We start from the raw sequence: 17,163 nt of genomic DNA, 5'->3' as shown, positions 1-17,163 counted from the left end.
GCATGACTACTAATCATCTTTATGACGACGTGACTCGTAGCGTCCTGTCCGTGCTGGTTCAGGACGTCGAAGGCATCATCACCCGTGTGACTGCGATGTTTACGCGCCGTGGTTTCAACCTTGTGTCCTTGACCTCCGCAAAAACGGAGACCCCGGGCATCCACCGCATCACCGTCGTGGTCGATGCTTCTGAGCACGCGGTGGAGCAGATCACCAAACAGCTGAACAAGCTCGTGAACGTGCTCAAGGTTTTGCGCCTGGAGGAGGAGTCCACCGTTGCGCGTTCGCTCATGTTGGTGAAGGTGAACGCCAACAACAGCAACCGTCCGCAGGTTGTGGATGCGGCGAACATCTTCCGTGCCCGCGTTGTGGATGTTGCGCCGGATTCCGTGGTGATTGAGGCGACCGGCACGTCAAGCAAGCTGCGTGCTCTGCTGGATGTCTTGGAGCCCTTTGGTATCCGTGAGCTGGTTCAGTCCGGCCGCGTGGCGCTCAATCGTGGCCCGAAGACGCTGGCGCCGTCCAAGTAGCTCACAAATTTCTCACCCCCGTCTCACATAGTTAGACGATTGTCCCGTATAGTGGGACGTGCGACTAGCGCATCTCAAAGAATTTGAAAGGTTCTCTCATGGCTATTGAAGTCTTTTACGGCGACGACGCTGATCTGTCCATCATCCAGGGCCGCAAGGTTGCCGTGATCGGTTACGGCTCCCAGGGCCACGCACACGCGCAGAACCTGCGTGAGTCTGGCGTTGAGGTTGTCATTGGCCTGCGCGACGGCTCCAAGTCTGCGGAGAAGGCTCGCGAGGCTGGCTTTGAGGTCAAGTCCAACGCTGATGCAACTGCCTGGGCCGATGTGATCATGCTTCTGGCTCCGGACACCTCTCAGGCTGAGATTTTCAAGAACGACATTGAGCCGAACCTCACTGACGGTGATGCTCTGTTCTTTGGCCACGGCCTGAACATCCACTTCAAGCTCATTGAGCCGGCTGACAACATCACTGTTGGCATGGTTGCTCCGAAAGGCCCGGGCCACCTGGTTCGACGTACCTTTGCTGACGGCAAGGGTGTTCCGTGCTTGATTGCTGTTGATCAGGATCCGAAGGGCAATGGCCGCGACTTGGCGCTGTCCTACGCCGCTGCTATTGGTGGCGCTCGCGCGGGCGTTATCCCAACGACGTTTGAGGCTGAGACCGTCACCGACCTGTTCGGTGAACAGGCTGTTCTCTGCGGTGGCCTGGAAGAGCTGATCATGAACGGCTTCGACGTTCTGACTGAGGCCGGCTACGAGCCGGAGATGGCCTACTTCGAGTGCTTGCACGAGATGAAGCTCATCGTCGACCTGATCTACGAGGGCGGCATTGCCAACATGAACTACTCGGTGTCTGATACCGCTGAGTTCGGTGGCTACCTGTCGGGCCCACGCGTTGTTGACGCAGGTGCTAAGGAGCGCATGCGTGAAGTTCTTAAAGACATCCAGTCGGGTGAGTTCACTCGCCGCCTGATTGCCAACGTCGAGGGTGGCAACAAGGAACTCGAGGATCTTCGTGCGAAGATCTCCCAGCACCCGATTGAGAAGACCGGTGCCGAGCTGCGTGACATGATGAGCTGGGTTCAGAACCCGCTGACCGACACCGCGCGTTAAACGGTCCAGCCACACTTCGTGGCAAATATAAACCGCCTGGAACCCGGGTTGAAACCGGATAGTTCTAGGCGGTTTTCTCATTCCTATACCCCTACAACATAAGAGTTCCCCCACTGGTAAAACTGATGTTTCAGTCCAGCCAGTGGGGGAGAGGTGCAAGGGAAGAACACTACTCGTTGGCGAGTGCTTCTTGCGCTTCCTTGTAGCGTTGACGGGCAAGACGGGCTTCTTCTTGCGCCTTTGCAATCTTTTCCTCGGCGGCTGCGATTTCTTCCTCGGCAGCAGCCAGAAGCTCCGTGGCCTTGGTGGGTGCCTTGTCAGACTTCTTGCTGCCAGCGTCACCGGGCACGAACAGGATAATCGAGCAAAGTGCGATCAGCGCCATGATCAGCGTTGCGCCCAGACCGAACATCGCTGCTTCACGAACAACAGCGTTGTCCTGGCGGCCCGAAAACTCGAGTGCATTGCCCAGCAGGACGGAATCCGAGGAGGACATGACGGTGTAGATAGTCGTCGGGATTGCGGCGCCAAAAGCGGCACCGAGGGAAGATGCCATCTTGTACACACCGGAGCCTGCACCAGCCTTGTCATCCGGAAGGGCACTCAGTGCTGCGTCAGTCGACGGGGTGGCGTAGAAAGCTAGGCCCAGACCAAACAGACTGAAGGCGATGATCGCCAGGATGAGATAAGTCTGCGTCATCACATTGGTGCCCATAAGCAGAACGATAGAGACGATGACGATCATCGCGCCCCACATCATCGGCTTCTTTGCACCGAACTTCTGAAGGAGTTTTTCACCGACACGGATGAAGCCGATAATGAAGATCGCGTAACCCAGCGTGTAATAGCCAGCCTTTGCAGCATCTAGATCAGCAGCATCCTGCAGGACCCACAGCGTGACGGGGATGAGGCCAGCGGTTGCGTTGATCATCAGGTTTGAAATCGTGGCACCGGTGAACACGGGGTTTTTGAACAGGGAGAAGTCCACCAGGGGCGCCTCACTGTGGTTTTCTACGCGGATGAAGGCGGTCAGCGAGAGGATGGATACTGCCAACAGCGTCCAGGTAATCCAGCTGGTCCAACCAATGTTTGCGCCTTGGGTGACCACTAGCAGCAGGGTCAGCACAAACGTTGCCAGGGTGATGATGCCGGGCACATCGGTCTTTGCGCCAGAGTCTTTCGCCGGAGCATCCTCCGGAATCTGACGCATGAGCAGGATAGAGGCCGCAGAGATCAGTGCGCTGATAATGAAGATGGAGCGCCATCCAAGGGGCGTGGAGGCCATGAATCCACCGAAGATAGCAGCCAGGCCGGAGCCACCCCAGGAACCAATTGACCACATGGACACGGCACGCTGGCGATCAGCACCTTGCCAGTAGGTCTTGAGCAGTGCCATCGTTGCGGGCATGATGCATGCGGCTGAGACGCCCTGCAGGATGCGGCCAATGATGAGCATCGCATTGCCAACGCCGCCGGTGATTGCCAAACCGACGAGCAAAGAACCGGTGATGCCTAGGATGTTACCGATGTCGGTCAACCGGACACGTCCGATGCGATCAGCGAATCCACCGGCGACGACGATGAACATGCCAGAGAACAATGCTGACAGGGAGATGGCGATGTTCATCACGGCGGGAGGGGTGCCGATGTCTTGGCCCATCGCCGGGCCGATATTCAGTGTGGTTTGAGCAAAAAGCCAGAAGGTGATCACGGCAAGGACGATGCCGAGGAGAGCAGAATCATTACCTTTGAACTCTTTGGCTTTTTGGACTGATTGTATTGGTGTTGACATCATGGACTCCTTACTTGGTCAGCCATGCGGATGCCGCAACAACAATTGCCTCAGCGCCGCGATCAAGGGTGGGTTGGAGGTCTGGTGCGAAAGCAGGATTGTGGTTCCCCACGGCTTTGCTCAAGTCGGCGAAGCCACCGAGACCCCAGTAGGTGTAGGGCACACCGAGCGCATCAGGGATGATGGAGAAATCCTCGGAGGCGGGAACTGCATCGAGGTCGCAGGCCTCATCGCCAAAGTATGCGTCGAAGGCCTCGCGCACAGTAGCGGTGGTATCCCCGTCGTTGTCGGTGAGCGGGTAGCGGTCGTAGTAGGTGAATTCGGGCTCTTGTGGGCTGCGTGCCGCAACACACTCTGCACGAACGATGCGTTCGATGGCTTCTTTGAGGTGCTCGCTTACTGCGCTGTTGTAAGCGCGGGTGTTGATGAGCAGTTCCGCAGAATCCGTGATGATGTTGGACTTAGTTCCTGCATGGATCGCTCCTACGGTCACCACCGCAGTCTCTTTGGCTGCCACTTCACGCGAGACAATAGTCTGCAGGCGCATCACGATGGTGGAGGCCAGAACAACTGGGTCAACACCAAGTTCTGGCATGGATCCGTGGGAGCCTTTGCCGTGCACGACAACCTTCACTGAGAAAGCGGAGGAAAGCACAGGGCCCGGACGCGTGCCTACGTAACCGCACGGCAAGCTGGCGAGCACGTGTTGGCCAAGGTAGACATCCGGCCGGGGTATGACGTCTTTGAGGTCTGCGTCCAGCATGGCGCGGGCACCCTCGGCGGTTTCTTCAGCGGGTTGGAAGACACCGATGAAGGTCCCTGACCATTCATCTTTGTGGGCGTTGAATGCCTGCAGCGCTGTGATCAGCGACATGAGGTGGAAGTCGTGCCCACAGGCGTGGGCGACGGGAACCTCGGTACCGGATTTCTCATCAAGCTGCGTTGCTGTGGAGGCGTAATCTTTGCCGGACACTTCTTTCACCGGCAGCGCATCAATATCAGCGCGCATGGCTACGGTTGGGCCGGCACCGTTTTCAATGGTGGCAAGAACGCCTGTTTCCCCGATGCGGGTGGTGGATATGCCCGAAGCTTCGAGTTCTTGAACAATGCGATCTGCGGTGCCACGCTCCTGCATGGACAGCTCAGGGTGCTGGTGGAAATACTTGTACAACTCTTCGCGGTTTGATCGGGTGGACGCGAGGTCCCCCAAAATTTTCCTGGCACTATCTATTTTGGTGGACATACTTTAACTGTACGCCCATTCTCAGCATTAGCGCAGGGGAAGCTAGGTCTTTAACCTGCTGGTAAACAGAACTTCAGGAAGTGTTCCCGCGGAATATGAGTTCTTTCACAGTTTTAGGACTTGTTGTAGCCAGATGAATAGGTGCTCCCACTGCTCGTGTATCTCGACCACGTGCCTCGGATCGAATTCAATGAAGTGCTCGCGCTTGGGTTAGTGCATAGCAAAACGGACCCGAAGGGGCGTGGATCTCCTTCGGGGCCGCCAAAGTGTGGTGGCTAGTTTGCCGACGCCGGTGCTTCCTCGGCTGGTGCTGGTGCCGGGGCTTCTTCAACCGGGGCTGGCGCATCTTCAGCAGGAGCGCTATCTCCTGGCACATCTTGAGCCGGTTCCGGCGCGTCTTCAGCAGGGGCGACGGTTGTGGTCACGTTGATGGTCGTGGTGCCCACGATGGTGGTGGACGGCTCCGTCGAGGACTGCTCACCGGAACCAGTGACCAGCGCCCAGATCAGCCAGCCCAGAAGTGCCAGAGCGATGGCACCGAGCAGCCACTTCCACCAGCCACCACCGTTGGTGTTAGTGCCGGTGGAGCTCTCGGCGTAGTCCGCACCGGTGGCAAGCGGGATCGACGCGGTGCGGGTATCTTCCGTCAGAATCGGATCCTGGATCCGCGTTTCGTCGTTAAGCGAGCCACCGTACTCAAACTTGGTCGGATCGTTGTGCTTAGTCATTGGTCGGTCTACCTTCCTAAAGCTGTATTTAGTAATCGGTTGTCCACGCTAACAAGTTTTTGGTTCAAATGAGGTTTTCTTTTCATTTTGGATGTGTGCTGTGTCGTGTGTAATGAACGCATGAATCGGCGACCAAGCAGGTGACTAGGCTTCATGAGGGTCTTGGCTTAGGTCACCCTATTTTCAATACACTTTCAATAAGTCCTGAATTGTCATAAAGTGGAGCCATGAAAGAACACAGTGCGTCCTCCCATGGACAATCTCATCATCACCACCATGATCACGGTGGGGTAGATGTCGCTGATGCCTCGGTGCGTTCGCTTGCCATCGCGTTGACTATCACTGGTGTCGTTTTCTTTGCTGAGCTCATCGGTGGCTGGTTGTCCGGATCGATGGCCTTGTTGGCCGATGCTATGCACATGCTCTCCGATGCAACGGGGATGATCATTGCGCTCGTTGCTGTTCTCATCGGACGTAAGCAGGTGTCGCGCTTTGCCACCTTCGGTTATCGTCGCGCCGAAGTTCTTGCGGCAGCAGTTAATGCGGTGACCGTGGGCGTGGTGTCACTGTGGATCGTCTACGAAGCGGTATCGCGTCTTGGGCGTGGCGCGGAGATCGCCAGCCGCACGATGATCCTCATCGCCATCATCGGGTTGGTTGCAAATGCGGCGTCCGCACTAGTGCTGCATCGCCAGCGCAAGGATTCCATCAACGTGGAAGGTGCGTATCTTCACGTGCTGGTGGATATGGCCGGCTCAGTGGCGGTGATCGTGGCAGGCATTGTCATTGCCACCACCGGATTCCAAGCAGCAGATGTTATCGCCTCACTCATCATCGCGGGCATGGTGCTGCCGAGGGCGTGGGAGCTCCTCAAGTCGTCGACAAGCATTCTGCTTGAACGCGTGCCCGAAGGCTTCGACCCTGATGTTGTGTCTGACGAATTGCTCGCACTCGACGGCGTGAAAGGAATCCATGACCTTCACTTGTGGTCCATGAGCGGCAACAACGTGTTGTGTACCGTGCACCTCATCACACATGCGGACCACGGGATTCTGCTGGACCGTGCGCAAGAAAAGCTCGCAGAGCTGGGGGTTGATCATGCCACCATCCAGATTGAACCGCCAGGACACGTGAACCATGAGGTGGTGTGTGCGCTCGAGGAAGCGCGGGGAACTCTTTAAACCCGCCTGAAAGGGACGGTGTCCTCTACAGTTAGACACATGGGGTTTACAACGCCGAGCTACTCCTTGACCGACCTGTTCGCACGCGCTGAACGTGGCGAGCTTCAAATTCCTGATTTCCAGCACACGTACCTGTGGGATGTGGACCGCACGCGCTTGCTCATTTCCACGGTTCTGCGGGGCTACCCAGTGGGAACCCTACTGGCGCTGGATACACGAAATGTGCCTATGCGCTTCAGCCCACAGCCACTTCCCGGCGCACCAGCCACAGACAGTGATCCGGGCTTGCTGCTTCTCGATGGCCAGCAGCGCCTGTCTTCTCTGTATTTGACGTTCCAAGGTGATGGCCGCATTGAGGTCCTGGATTTTCGCGGGCGGAGCATTTATCGACGATTCTTTGTGGACGTGCGCCTCGCAGTTCAAACAGAACCCATACCGGAAGAAGCAATTTTTGCTATCGACGATGACGGGGAAATCCGCTCGCACTTTGGGCCCGACATCCCCGGAGGAATAACTTCCCGGGAGTCGATGGTAGAAAACTACGTCGTACCGGTGTCCTCCCTGCTGTGGGAGGAAGGCAATGACCTGCTCTTTGATATGGCAGCGAAGACCGATGACCCCGAACTGCGCGACAAAGTGAAGGAATTCCATCGCCGAGTTTTGCGACCGTTGGCGGCCTACGACATCCCGATGACACGGCTCGACCGTGACACCTCTCAGATCGGTGTTGGGCAGATCTTTGCCCAGGCTAATTCGCAAGGTGTGTCGATGGATGTCTTTGAGCTGCTGACTGCCAGCTTTGCCCTTGAGGATCCCACTTTCGTCCTCGCCAAACATTGGGAGCAGTGTGAGCAGGAATTGCGCAAGCATCCGGCGTTGGATGAGATCGACCGAGTGCGCTTTTTACGCGGTGTTTCACTGTTGGTGTCCAGCACGACGGGCCCGTCCCGTGGCCACCGTGGGGACGTTCTTAACTTGGCCTTGGAGGATTATCTCTGGGCTTCACGTGAACTAGTTGCGGCTTTTGATCGCACCGCGAGGTTTTTGGCAGAACGGTGCATTTTCACCGTTGATCAGGTTCCTTATTCGCATCAGCTTGTTCCCTTGGCTGTCATTCTTGCGCGTTTGAACAGGGATACAGCCGGTCTCAGCTGCGATGAACAGACCACCACGGACCGTGTTAACCAATGGTTCTGGTGTGGTGTGTTTGGTGAGCTCTATGGTGCGCACGCGCCGTCTATTCGTGCGGGCATTGATGTGGACCAAGTCACCCCGTGGGCCATGGGCACCACCGACGAGGTACCTAAGACAGTAAGAGATGCACAGTTTGCGGAGTCGCGTTTGCTTACCGCTGGTCCCGATTCGGCGGTGTATCGCGGTATCTATTCGCTGCTCATGGCGCGGGGTGCACGCGATTGGCGTACGGGCAAGACTTTTGACGCCACCAGCATCGTTGAACTGCAACCTGATTTCTATCAGGTCTTTCCCGCTGGCTACTGCCACACACATGGCGTGGATGAACAATTGGCGCACTCGGTACTCAACCGCACACCCCTTGGCAAACGCACTGAAAGCGTGATGGAAAGCGGGGATCCGAAACGGTACCTCTCGCGTCTGCAATCCAAGGCCATCATGGAAGATTCAGAATTCGATGAAGTTTTGGCAACACACGAATTGGTGCCGGAATACCTGCTGACTTCTCATTGGGAGGCATTCTTTGCTGACCGGGCGGAACGTTTCATCGGGATGATTGAATATGCCATGGACAAACCCGTGGTGCGTGACGGTAACGTCAGCGCGAGGAATGCAAGCAGCGAAGACAGTGATATCGAGGACGCGTGACGAAAGTAAGCGACACAAAGCGTAAGGCAGCACCGCTAATTGGTGCTGCCATCTGTCTTGCGCTGGGGCTTGTTGCATGCACGTCTCCTGAAGATGCAGCCACTGGGCAAGACCCCACAGTGACCACGCCAACAACAACGGTGCCTCCACTTCTGCAGCAGGCGCGCACAGTGAACCGTTCAAACCATGTGTCTGAACGTTTTACGCCAACCCCGGTCGTGGTAGATGACCCGTGGGGCTTCGAAACCTCAAAGATCTTCTTTGACAACTCTGAGGTACTCATCATCAGCGACGGCGATCCGCAATCACAGCTGCGCGCTGCATCGCTGGCAGTTGTCGCCCATGCACCGATGGTTGTGTATTCCAGCGACCATCATGCGGCCGTGGTGCGGGAGATTGAACGGCTGGATACCCACACGGTCTTTGCCGTGGGCAACGTTCCCGTACTCAATTACTCGGAGAAGCTCACCGTGATCCGGGATCCCGGTGGATTGGATGCCTTAGAGAAAGCAACGGCGCTGCAGTTCGGCGAAAAAGTAGTGGATGCACCTGAGAAAGCGGTAGCGGCGGTTGCGGGTCTGGATCCCAATGATCCGGTGTGGCTGAAAAGTGGCTATGGGGGAGAGCAGCACGTGGAAGATCGGGCAAAAGAAGGTGTTGTCCCACTTCAATCAAGGCAGAACGCTGAGATGGCGCCCCACGTGATTGCAGTGGCTTCGAGCCCCCTTGCCGCTGTTGCCACTGCACGAGGATTTGGCGCGGACGTTTATGTGGTGGATGACCCAGACCCGCGCGTGGATGATCGCGCACTGTTGGTCATGACAGGACTTGCAGATAAACCGCTCATTGCTTTAGGGCCGGAATTTGGCACCGATGAGGAGCTGCGCAGCCGGATCAAGGAGGCGGAGGCGACCGCAGAGTCTCGGAGTTTTGCTGGGATAGAGAAGTTGCCACAGGTCTTGTGAGGGGGCGGAGGTGGCGCGGATAAGCAATACTGCATGAAATAGAACCCTGAAATAGGGGAATACACAGTGGTGTGAATAAAATAATCGACGCTGCCAGAAGCGAATGCACGTCCGAGTGCACCAACCCACATAGCAGGAGATGTAAATACCGTGTCTAAACCCGTTGTCCTCATTGCAGATAAACTCGCCCAATCCACCGTGGATGCGCTCGGAGATGCAGTGGAGGTGCGCTGGGTAGACGGCCCGAACCGCGCTGAGCTCCTCGCTGCTGTGCCCGAGGCAGAGGCATTGCTCGTTCGCTCCGCAACCACTGTTGATGCTGAGGTCCTTTTAGCCGCGCCGGACTTGCGTATCGTTGGTCGCGCCGGTGTGGGCCTAGACAACGTTGACGTGGACACCGCAACCCAGCGTGGCGTCATGGTGGTCAACGCGCCGACCTCCAACATTCACTCCGCATGTGAGCACGCTATCGCCCTGCTTCTGTCCACTGCACGCCAGATTCCGGCTGCGGACAAGACCCTGCGTGACGGGGAGTGGAAGCGATCCTCCTTCAAGGGTGTTGAAATCTTTGGCAAGACCGTGGGCATCGTCGGGTTTGGCCACATTGGTCAGCTCTTTGCACAGCGCCTTTCCGCTTTTGAAACCACCGTCATTGCATATGACCCGTACGCTAACCCCGCACGCGCCGCGCAGCTCGGTGTCGAGCTGGTGGAGCTGGAAGAGCTTGTTTCCCGTGCTGACTTTGTCACCATTCACCTACCCAAGACCAAGGAAACGCAGGGAATGTTCAACGCTGAGCTGCTGGCGAAGGCCAAGGAAGGACAGATCATCATCAACGCCGCGCGCGGTGGCCTGGTAGATGAGCAGGCGCTGGCTGATGCCATTTCCAACGGCAAGATCCGCGGCGCTGGGTTTGACGTGTACGCCACTGAGCCGTGCACGGACTCCCCACTGTTCGCCCTGGATGAGGTAGTTGTGACTCCGCACCTGGGCGCATCCACCGCTGAGGCACAGGACCGTGCAGGCACGGACGTTGCTGATTCCGTACTCAAGGCGCTGGCCGGCGAGTTCGTCCCGGATGCCGTCAACGTCATCGGTGGTGCCGTGGGCGAAGAGGTTGCCGCATGGCTTGAACTCGCACGCAAGCTCGGTCTCCTTGCAGGTAGCCTGCTCGATGAGGCCCCGGTGTCCCTCCGCGTCACCGCCCGAGGCGAGTTGTCCACCGAGGATCCGTCCACACTGGCCCTGTCCGCTGTGCGCGGTCTGTTTTCTGGCATCGTGGAGGAGCCGGTTACCTTTGTTAACGCACCTGCTATTGCCAAGGCGCGTGGTCTTGAAATGGAGTCTGGTGTGGCCACTGAATCCCGCGGTCATCGCTCCACGTTGGAGGTTCAGGTTGTTTCAGCGAATGGTGATACCGCGACCGTGGAGGGGGCACTGACCAGCCTTGAGCACGTGGAGAAGATTGTGCGCATCAACGGCCGTGGCGTGGACATGCGCGCAGAAGGCCGCAACCTGTTCCTGTCCTACACGGACCAGCCTGGTGCACTGGGTAAGGTTGGCAGCCAGCTGGGTGAGAAGGGCATCAATATCGAGGCTGCTGCTTTGACCCAGGCTGCCAAGGGCGACGGTGCGTTCCTTATCCTCCGAGTTGAGTCTGAGATCCCAGCGGATCTGGAGAAGGCTATCGCCGAGTCTATTCAGGCATCCAGTTTCCAGCTGGTACTGGACTAAACCCTCATTCGCACACCAGCCCTTAAGCCGCCCTCAATGGGAAGAAAGGTGACACACCACATGAAGATCGCAGTTATTGCTGGCGACGGAATCGGCCCCGAGGTGATGGCTGAGGGCCTTAAGGCGCTCAACGCCGTGCGCCAAGACGTTGAGTTCACGGAGTATGACCTCGGCGCCCGCCGCTACCTGCGTAATGGGGAGTTGTTGACGGATGAGGATCTGGCAAGCCTGCGCGAGCACGATGCCATCCTGCTCGGCGCGATTGGAGATCCGGAGCGGGTGCCGGCTGGTGTGCTGGAACGTGGCCTGCTGTTGCCACTTCGCTTCAAGCTGGATCACTTTGTTAACCTGCGCCCTTCGAAGTTGTACCCGACGGCGGTGAGCCCGCTGGCTAATCCCGGCAACATTGATTTTGTTGTGGTGCGCGAAGGTACCGAGGGTTTGTACTGCGGCAATGGTGGCACTCTGCGTCAGGGCACCCCAGCTGAGGTGGCCTGCGAGGTCTCGCAGAACACTCGTTACGGTGTCGAGCGCCTCGTTCGCCATGGTTTTGAAACAGCGATAGCTCGTCGTAAGAAGCTCACGCTCGTGCACAAGACTAATGTGCTGACCAATGCTGGCGCGCTGTGGCAGAACACCGTCAACGATGTCGCTGCGGAGTACCCAGAGGTCGAGGTGGATTACAACCACATCGATGCCGCGACCATCTACATGGTTACTGACCCGGAGCGGTATGACGTCATCGTGACCGACAATCTCTTTGGTGACATCCTCACAGACTTAGCTGGTGCAGTTACCGGTGGCGTTGGCCAGGCGTGCTCCGGCAACATCGATGCATCCCGGACGAACCCGTCCATGTTCGAGCCGGTTCACGGTTCCGCACCTGATATTGCTGGACAGGGGATCGCGGATCCTACCGCGATGATCCTTTCTGTGGCGATGATGCTGCGCTGGTTGGGTGATGAGGAAAATGCGGTGCGTATTGAGGACGCTGTGGCCCAGGATGTGTCCGAGCGTGCCGATGAAGAAATTGTGACTGAGAGGGTCGGCACAAGGATCGCTGAAGCTCTCAAGTAGGCTTCGCACCATGCGTGCTTCTCACCCCCCAGCCCGTTTGGTCCGTACTGTCTTTGCTATCGCAGTCAGTCTTGCCGTGGGACTGGGCGGTGTTGCGTGTACGAAGAAGCCTGATAAAGCTGTTGAACACCTGTCTGAGATTGACACCCTGCTTCGGCCTCTCGTTGAGAATGGCTCCACGGTGCTTGCCGATGCCGATGGCACAGGCATCGATGCGTCCGGGGCCTTCTTTGAAACCTCTGATAGCGTTGTTGTTTCTGCTCCATCCCGCGACGCTCAACTGAAAGCAGCAGGAATTGCTGTTGATCTCGGCGCGCCCATGCTCATCCATCAACCAGGTGCTGAAGATGCCGTGGAGAAGGAGATTTCGCGCCTAGGAGCACAACGCCGAATTCAGGTTTCATCAGAGGATCCCGTAGACACCTCCATGAAGGCTGAAACAGATGCGGAGGACTTAGCGCTTATCGACGAAACCGTGGCAGTCGATGCCGGAGATGGCCACGGAATTACCCAGATCGTCGATCGTGGCGCACGCGCCACCAAGGAAAGCAAGACCCCGGTGTTTGCCACGGAGTCGACCTCCTTGGCAGCAGCAGCCACTGCCACAGCCAAGCACATCCCCGTCACCGTCCTGTCGTATCCAGATCCGCGTGTGACCCGGGAATCTATGGATCAGGTGAAAGGCAAGAAGGTACTAGCTCTAGGCCAGGACTTCGGTTCTTCAGAGTATTTAAATGGGGCCGTGGACATGGCCGCCAATGGCGAATTGCCCGGCGGTGGCGGTCTGGTTTTCCCTGGGCGCCGCATGATCGCGCTCTATGGCCATCCATCTGGGCCAGCGCTGGGACAGATGGGGGAGCAGCCACCCGCCGAAGCGGTGCAGGTGGTGCAGAAGTGGGTGGACCAATACCGCGAACATACAGATGAGACCATCGTCCCAGCTTTTGAGGTTATTGCCACTGTGGCATCAGCCGGACCCGGGGATGACGGTAACTTCACCAACGAAACGGATCCAGCCGATCTCGTTCCGTATATTGATGCGATTACGGAGGCCGGTGGGTACGCCGTTATAGACCTGCAGCCGGGGCTGGACACCTTTAAGGACCAGGCGGTGCTCTATGAGGAGCTGTTGAAGCGCCCGAATGTCGGTTTAGCACTAGATGCGGAGTGGAAGCTTCAGCCGGGACAAACCCCAGCTGCACAGGTTGGCTCTGCGGACGCTGCGGAAATCAATGAGGTCACGCAGTGGTTGGCTGACCTGACCCGCAAGCACAAGCTGCCGCAGAAAGCCCTCATCGTGCACCAATTCCAGGTGGCTATGCTGCCGGATCGGCACAACATCAACACGGATCACCCAGAGTTGTCTTTCATCCTCCATGCGGATGGACACGGCACACCTGGTGAGAAGTTTGATACCTGGAACATTTTGCTGGAGAACCTTGACCCGAGGTTCTTCGTTGCCTGGAAGAATTTCATCGACGAGGACAAGCCAATGTTCACACCCGAGCAGACATACACGCAGGTGAACCCGCGCCCGTGGTTTGTCAGCTACCAGTAGTTAATTTATTTCACATTCCAAAAGCCCCAAAACGGTCAAAGCTGTCATGTGCGGCCAGAGTTTCTGGCACTCTAAGCCCATGACAGTTGAGCTCGATGAGGTGCGTGGTTTTCTCGCGCAGCACGAACCATTTTCCCATCTGCCGGATGAAGCCCTTTCGGCGCTGCCACGCCAAATGCAGATCATTTATGTTCGTCGGGGCGAGGTCATCGTCACCCGTGGCCAGATCAATGACAACCTGTACATCATCCGTTCTGGCGCCGTCGATGTTCTCGCCGAGGGAGATACGCTCATCGATCGGCGCGAATCCGGCCGCAATTTCGGGTATTCCTCGCTCGTCAGCACGCCCGAATCGGATTACACCATGATCGCGGTGGAAGACAGCATTTTGCTGGTCCTTCCACGTGAAGCTTTTGTTTCGCTTATTAGCGATCACCCGGATATCCTCCGTTTCTTCCAATCCCTCTCTCGCCGTGTTGCTGCCTATGCACAGGAGTTGAACGATCCGGGCAATGCAGACACTCTGCGCACCAACGTGAGTGAGATGATCAAAACGGGCAACTTGGTCACGGTGGAGGCATCTGCGTCGATCCGAGATGCCGCTGTTCGAATGAGCGAGAGTGATGTGTCCTGCATCGTGGTCACACCAGTGGAGGAAGGCGGAGACATTGGCATTCTCACCGACCGGGACCTGCGCCGACGCGTTGTAGCCGAAAGTTATTCCACTGCTGCCGCGGTGGCCGAAGTGATGACATCACCGGTGCGCACCATCAACGCCGAGACATTGCTGTTTGAGGCCATGTTGGTGATGAGCGAACACGGCTTCCACCACCTGCCCGTGGTCGATGGGACCTCGCAAGAAATCATCGGTGTTCTGACCAGTAGTGACATCATGCACCAGCTCCAATCAGATCCCATCTACCTGGCTGCTGATGTGGCTGGCAGTAGTAGGAATGAGCTGCGGGATGCTTATAAGCGCGCGGCAGCAGTGGCGGCGAGGTTTGTGGACCGGGGGTCGTCGGCAAGCGACGTGCAACACTTGCTCACCGGCATTGCGGATGCGATCGCGCGGCGTCTTTCCGAGCTGGCTTATGAGGAATTCGGACCACCGCCGGTACCTTTTGCCTTCGTGGCGGTGGGCTCACAAGCGCGCCGTGAAATGGGGCCTGCCTCGGATCAGGACAATGCGCTGGTGCTGTCTGATTCCTATGACGAGGCCGAACACGGCGAGTACTTTCAGAAGTTCACTGAGTACATCTGCACGGGTTTGGCGGATGCCGGGCAGACATTGTGTCCAGGTGACATGATGGCGTCCACGTCGGAATGGCGTATGACCGAAAGTGAATGGAACAAGACCTTCCACAACTGGATTACCGCCCCCGAATCGGAGGCGCTGCTTCACGCTCAGGTGTTCTTTGATTTCCGGTGTCTCTTCGGTGATGAAGAGATGGCGCAGCGAGTCCATGACAACGCAGTTGTTTCCGCGCGTGGATCCCGTCGCCTCCATGCGCATCTGGCGGCGCTGGCCACGCGCCGTGAACCACCCATCGGTTTCTTCCGCGGGTTCGTCGTCCAACGTTCTGGAGAGTATGCGGACACGCTTGATGTGAAGAAGGGTGGCACCGCAGCAGTGGTGCAGATGGCGCGACTGTACGGCATTCTGGCGGGCTCGACAGTGGTGGGCACACAGGAGCGCATTGAGCAGGCGGCGGGAGATAGCATCAGCGCCCGCGGCGCTCAAGACTTGCAGCGCGCCTACAACCACATTTCTAACCTGGCACTGCGCCACCAGGCGGCGCAGGTACGGGCAGGGGAGACCCCGAACTATCACATTGATCCATCCAAGATGTCCTCGATCGACCGCGACGCGTTGCGGGACTCCTTCCGCATTATCAAATCCCTGCAAGCGGCAATGGCATCGAAGTTTCCCGTGAGGTCGATTTAGATGTTCTCTGGGCTCTTTCGACCACCCAAGCGTGATCTGGAACCAGGCGCGCTACTCGCGGTGGACGTGGAGACAACTGGGTTGAAACCCGGCGTGCATGAACTTGTCTCCATTGGGTGGGTGCCCATCAATGATCGTGTGATTGATCTTTCCGGCGCTGGCTATTGCGTGCTCAGTGGTGCTCATGTTGGTGATTCCGCGACCGTGCATGGCGTGACTGATGATGATGTTGCTCGCCATGGCATTCCCTCTGTGGAAGCCCTTCAGAAGTTCCTAAAGGCACTGGAAAGCCGAAAACTCCTCGCGCATTTTGCGCAGATGGAAACCGGATTTTTGGGCGCGCTGCACAAAAAGGTCTTTGGTAAAACATGGCGGGTGCGCGATGAGGAAGTCGTGGACACAATGACACTGGAGCGTCGCCGAATGGAACGCATGGGAACGTACCCACGGGGAGAGGATTTGCGGCTAGCGCGTGTACGTGCTCGTCATGGCCTGCCTGATTACGGAAACCACAATGCGCTGACGGACGCGCTCGCATGCGCTGAGCTGTATCTTGCTTTGACTGTGGGGAAAGCTAGGGAACCATCGAGCATGTAGAGAGGAATGTGCGGGTTAAAGCCACTGCTGTGATCTGGCTCGCGTATGCTCATCCCCATGCGTTTTGGACGAATTGCCACACCTGAGGGAATGACCTTCGCGGTCATTGATGATGAGGGCACCACTGCCAAGCAGATTAAGGGGACCCCGTTTACGGAACCGGAGTACACGGGTAAGGAGTGGCCGCTTGAGAGCGTTCGCCTGCTCGCGCCCATGCTCCCCAGCAAGGTCGTAGCTATTGGTCGCAATTATGCCGACCACGTTGCAGAGGTGTTCAAACAGTCTGCTGAACACCTTCCACCGACTCTCTTTCTCAAGCCGCCGACAGCTGTCATCGGCCCGGATGCGGCGATCAAGATTCCAGACTTTGCTACACGCGTCGAGTTTGAAGGCGAGCTGGCGCTGGTCATTGGCGTCCCATGCAAGAGCGTCAAGGCTGAAGACTGGAAGTCTGTTGTTCGTGGTGTGACCATCGTCAACGATGTTTCCTCGCGTGATCTGCAATTCGCGGATGGCCAGTGGGCACGTGCCAAGGGCATTGACACCTTCTGCCCGCTGGGTCCCTGGATTGAGACGGACTTGGACAAGTTCGACTTTGATGATCTGCCGATCAAGGCTCACCTGACTCACGATGGTGTTACGGAGACGAAGCAGGACTCGAACTCGAACCAGATGATCTGGAAGATCGGCAAGATCATCGAGTTCATCACATCGTCCTACACATTGCTTCCGGGCGATGTGATCTGCACTGGCTCTCCAGCGGGCACAGCCGAGATGGTCCCAGGTGACACCATCGAGGTGGAGATTGACGGGATTGGTTCCCTGCGTAACCCCGTTGAGCGGGCGTAAAGCGTTG

General features: G+C 57.3%; 14 protein-coding genes. 11 read left to right on the top strand and 3 right to left on the bottom strand.

Going from position 1 to position 17,163, the window contains the following annotated elements; translation table 11 throughout:
• The first annotated feature begins 2 nt into the window (after positions 1–2).
• Together ilvN and ilvC are read left to right on the top strand one after the other, a co-directional pair.
• Positions 3–530, top strand: coding sequence for an acetolactate synthase small subunit (gene ilvN / locus F4V54_RS01865; RefSeq protein WP_034664858.1), 528 nt, complete (start codon positions 3–5; stop codon positions 528–530).
• A 98-nt stretch (positions 531–628) separates the two neighbouring features.
• Positions 629–1,645, top strand: coding sequence for a ketol-acid reductoisomerase (ilvC, locus tag F4V54_RS01860; protein ID WP_150386041.1), 1,017 nt, complete (start codon positions 629–631; stop codon positions 1,643–1,645).
• A gap of 169 nt (positions 1,646–1,814) precedes the next feature.
• Here the strand turns inward: ilvC and F4V54_RS01855 are convergent, their stop codons facing one another.
• The 3 genes from F4V54_RS01855 to F4V54_RS01845 all read right to left on the bottom strand — a co-directional run bounded on the left by F4V54_RS01855 (position 1,815) and on the right by F4V54_RS01845 (position 5,408).
• On the bottom strand, positions 1,815–3,437 hold the full coding sequence (locus F4V54_RS01855) for an MFS transporter (RefSeq protein WP_102723395.1): 1,623 nt from the start codon (positions 3,435–3,437) through the stop codon (positions 1,815–1,817).
• 10 nt (positions 3,438–3,447) lie between these two features.
• The gene (locus F4V54_RS01850; protein WP_034664854.1) at positions 3,448–4,680 is read right to left on the bottom strand and encodes an amidohydrolase; all 1,233 of its coding nucleotides are present in this window, start codon (positions 4,678–4,680) and stop codon (positions 3,448–3,450) included.
• Positions 4,681–4,955: 275 nt separating this feature from the next.
• The gene (locus F4V54_RS01845; RefSeq protein ID WP_150386040.1) at positions 4,956–5,408 is read right to left on the bottom strand and encodes a hypothetical protein; all 453 of its coding nucleotides are present in this window, start codon (positions 5,406–5,408) and stop codon (positions 4,956–4,958) included.
• A 227-nt stretch (positions 5,409–5,635) separates the two neighbouring features.
• Between F4V54_RS01845 and F4V54_RS01840 the strand changes: the two genes are divergently transcribed.
• From F4V54_RS01840 to F4V54_RS01800, 9 genes are all read left to right on the top strand, one after another.
• A complete protein-coding gene (locus F4V54_RS01840; protein WP_150386039.1) occupies positions 5,636–6,589 on the top strand; it encodes a cation diffusion facilitator family transporter in 954 nt (317 codons plus the stop codon).
• A 39-nt stretch (positions 6,590–6,628) separates the two neighbouring features.
• Entirely contained in the window at positions 6,629–8,431 is a 1,803-nt protein-coding gene (locus tag F4V54_RS01835) for a GmrSD restriction endonuclease domain-containing protein (RefSeq protein ID WP_150386038.1), read from the top strand.
• Entirely contained in the window at positions 8,428–9,396 is a 969-nt protein-coding gene (locus F4V54_RS01830; protein WP_249041198.1) for a hypothetical protein, read from the top strand. Before F4V54_RS01835 ends, F4V54_RS01830 begins: the two co-directional genes overlap by 4 nt.
• Positions 9,397–9,546: 150 nt before the next feature.
• On the top strand, positions 9,547–11,130 hold the full coding sequence (gene serA / locus F4V54_RS01825) for a phosphoglycerate dehydrogenase (protein ID WP_211359443.1): 1,584 nt from the start codon (positions 9,547–9,549) through the stop codon (positions 11,128–11,130).
• A 60-nt stretch (positions 11,131–11,190) separates the two neighbouring features.
• Positions 11,191–12,207, top strand: coding sequence for a 3-isopropylmalate dehydrogenase (locus tag F4V54_RS01820; protein WP_150386036.1), 1,017 nt, complete (start codon positions 11,191–11,193; stop codon positions 12,205–12,207).
• 10 nt (positions 12,208–12,217) lie between these two features.
• Positions 12,218–13,765, top strand: coding sequence for a cell wall-binding repeat-containing protein (locus tag F4V54_RS01815; RefSeq protein ID WP_249041197.1), 1,548 nt, complete (start codon positions 12,218–12,220; stop codon positions 13,763–13,765).
• A gap of 79 nt (positions 13,766–13,844) precedes the next feature.
• Positions 13,845–15,710 carry a DUF294 nucleotidyltransferase-like domain-containing protein gene (locus F4V54_RS01810; protein ID WP_150386035.1) on the top strand — a complete coding sequence of 622 codons (1,866 nt, stop codon included), beginning with the start codon at positions 13,845–13,847 and terminating at the stop codon, positions 15,708–15,710.
• The gene (locus F4V54_RS01805) at positions 15,711–16,307 is read left to right on the top strand and encodes a 3'-5' exonuclease (protein ID WP_150386034.1); all 597 of its coding nucleotides are present in this window, start codon (positions 15,711–15,713) and stop codon (positions 16,305–16,307) included.
• A gap of 57 nt (positions 16,308–16,364) precedes the next feature.
• Positions 16,365–17,156, top strand: a complete 792-nt coding sequence (locus F4V54_RS01800) for a fumarylacetoacetate hydrolase family protein (protein ID WP_150386033.1) — start codon at positions 16,365–16,367, stop codon at positions 17,154–17,156.
• Positions 17,157–17,163 lie beyond the last annotated feature (7 nt).

Source organism: Corynebacterium tuscaniense (assembly GCF_008693065.1).
GTDB classification, from domain to species: Bacteria; Actinomycetota; Actinomycetes; order Mycobacteriales; family Mycobacteriaceae; genus Corynebacterium; species Corynebacterium tuscaniense.
Note: the sequence above shows the minus strand (reverse complement) of the source record. Positions and strands in the feature narration are given on the sequence as shown.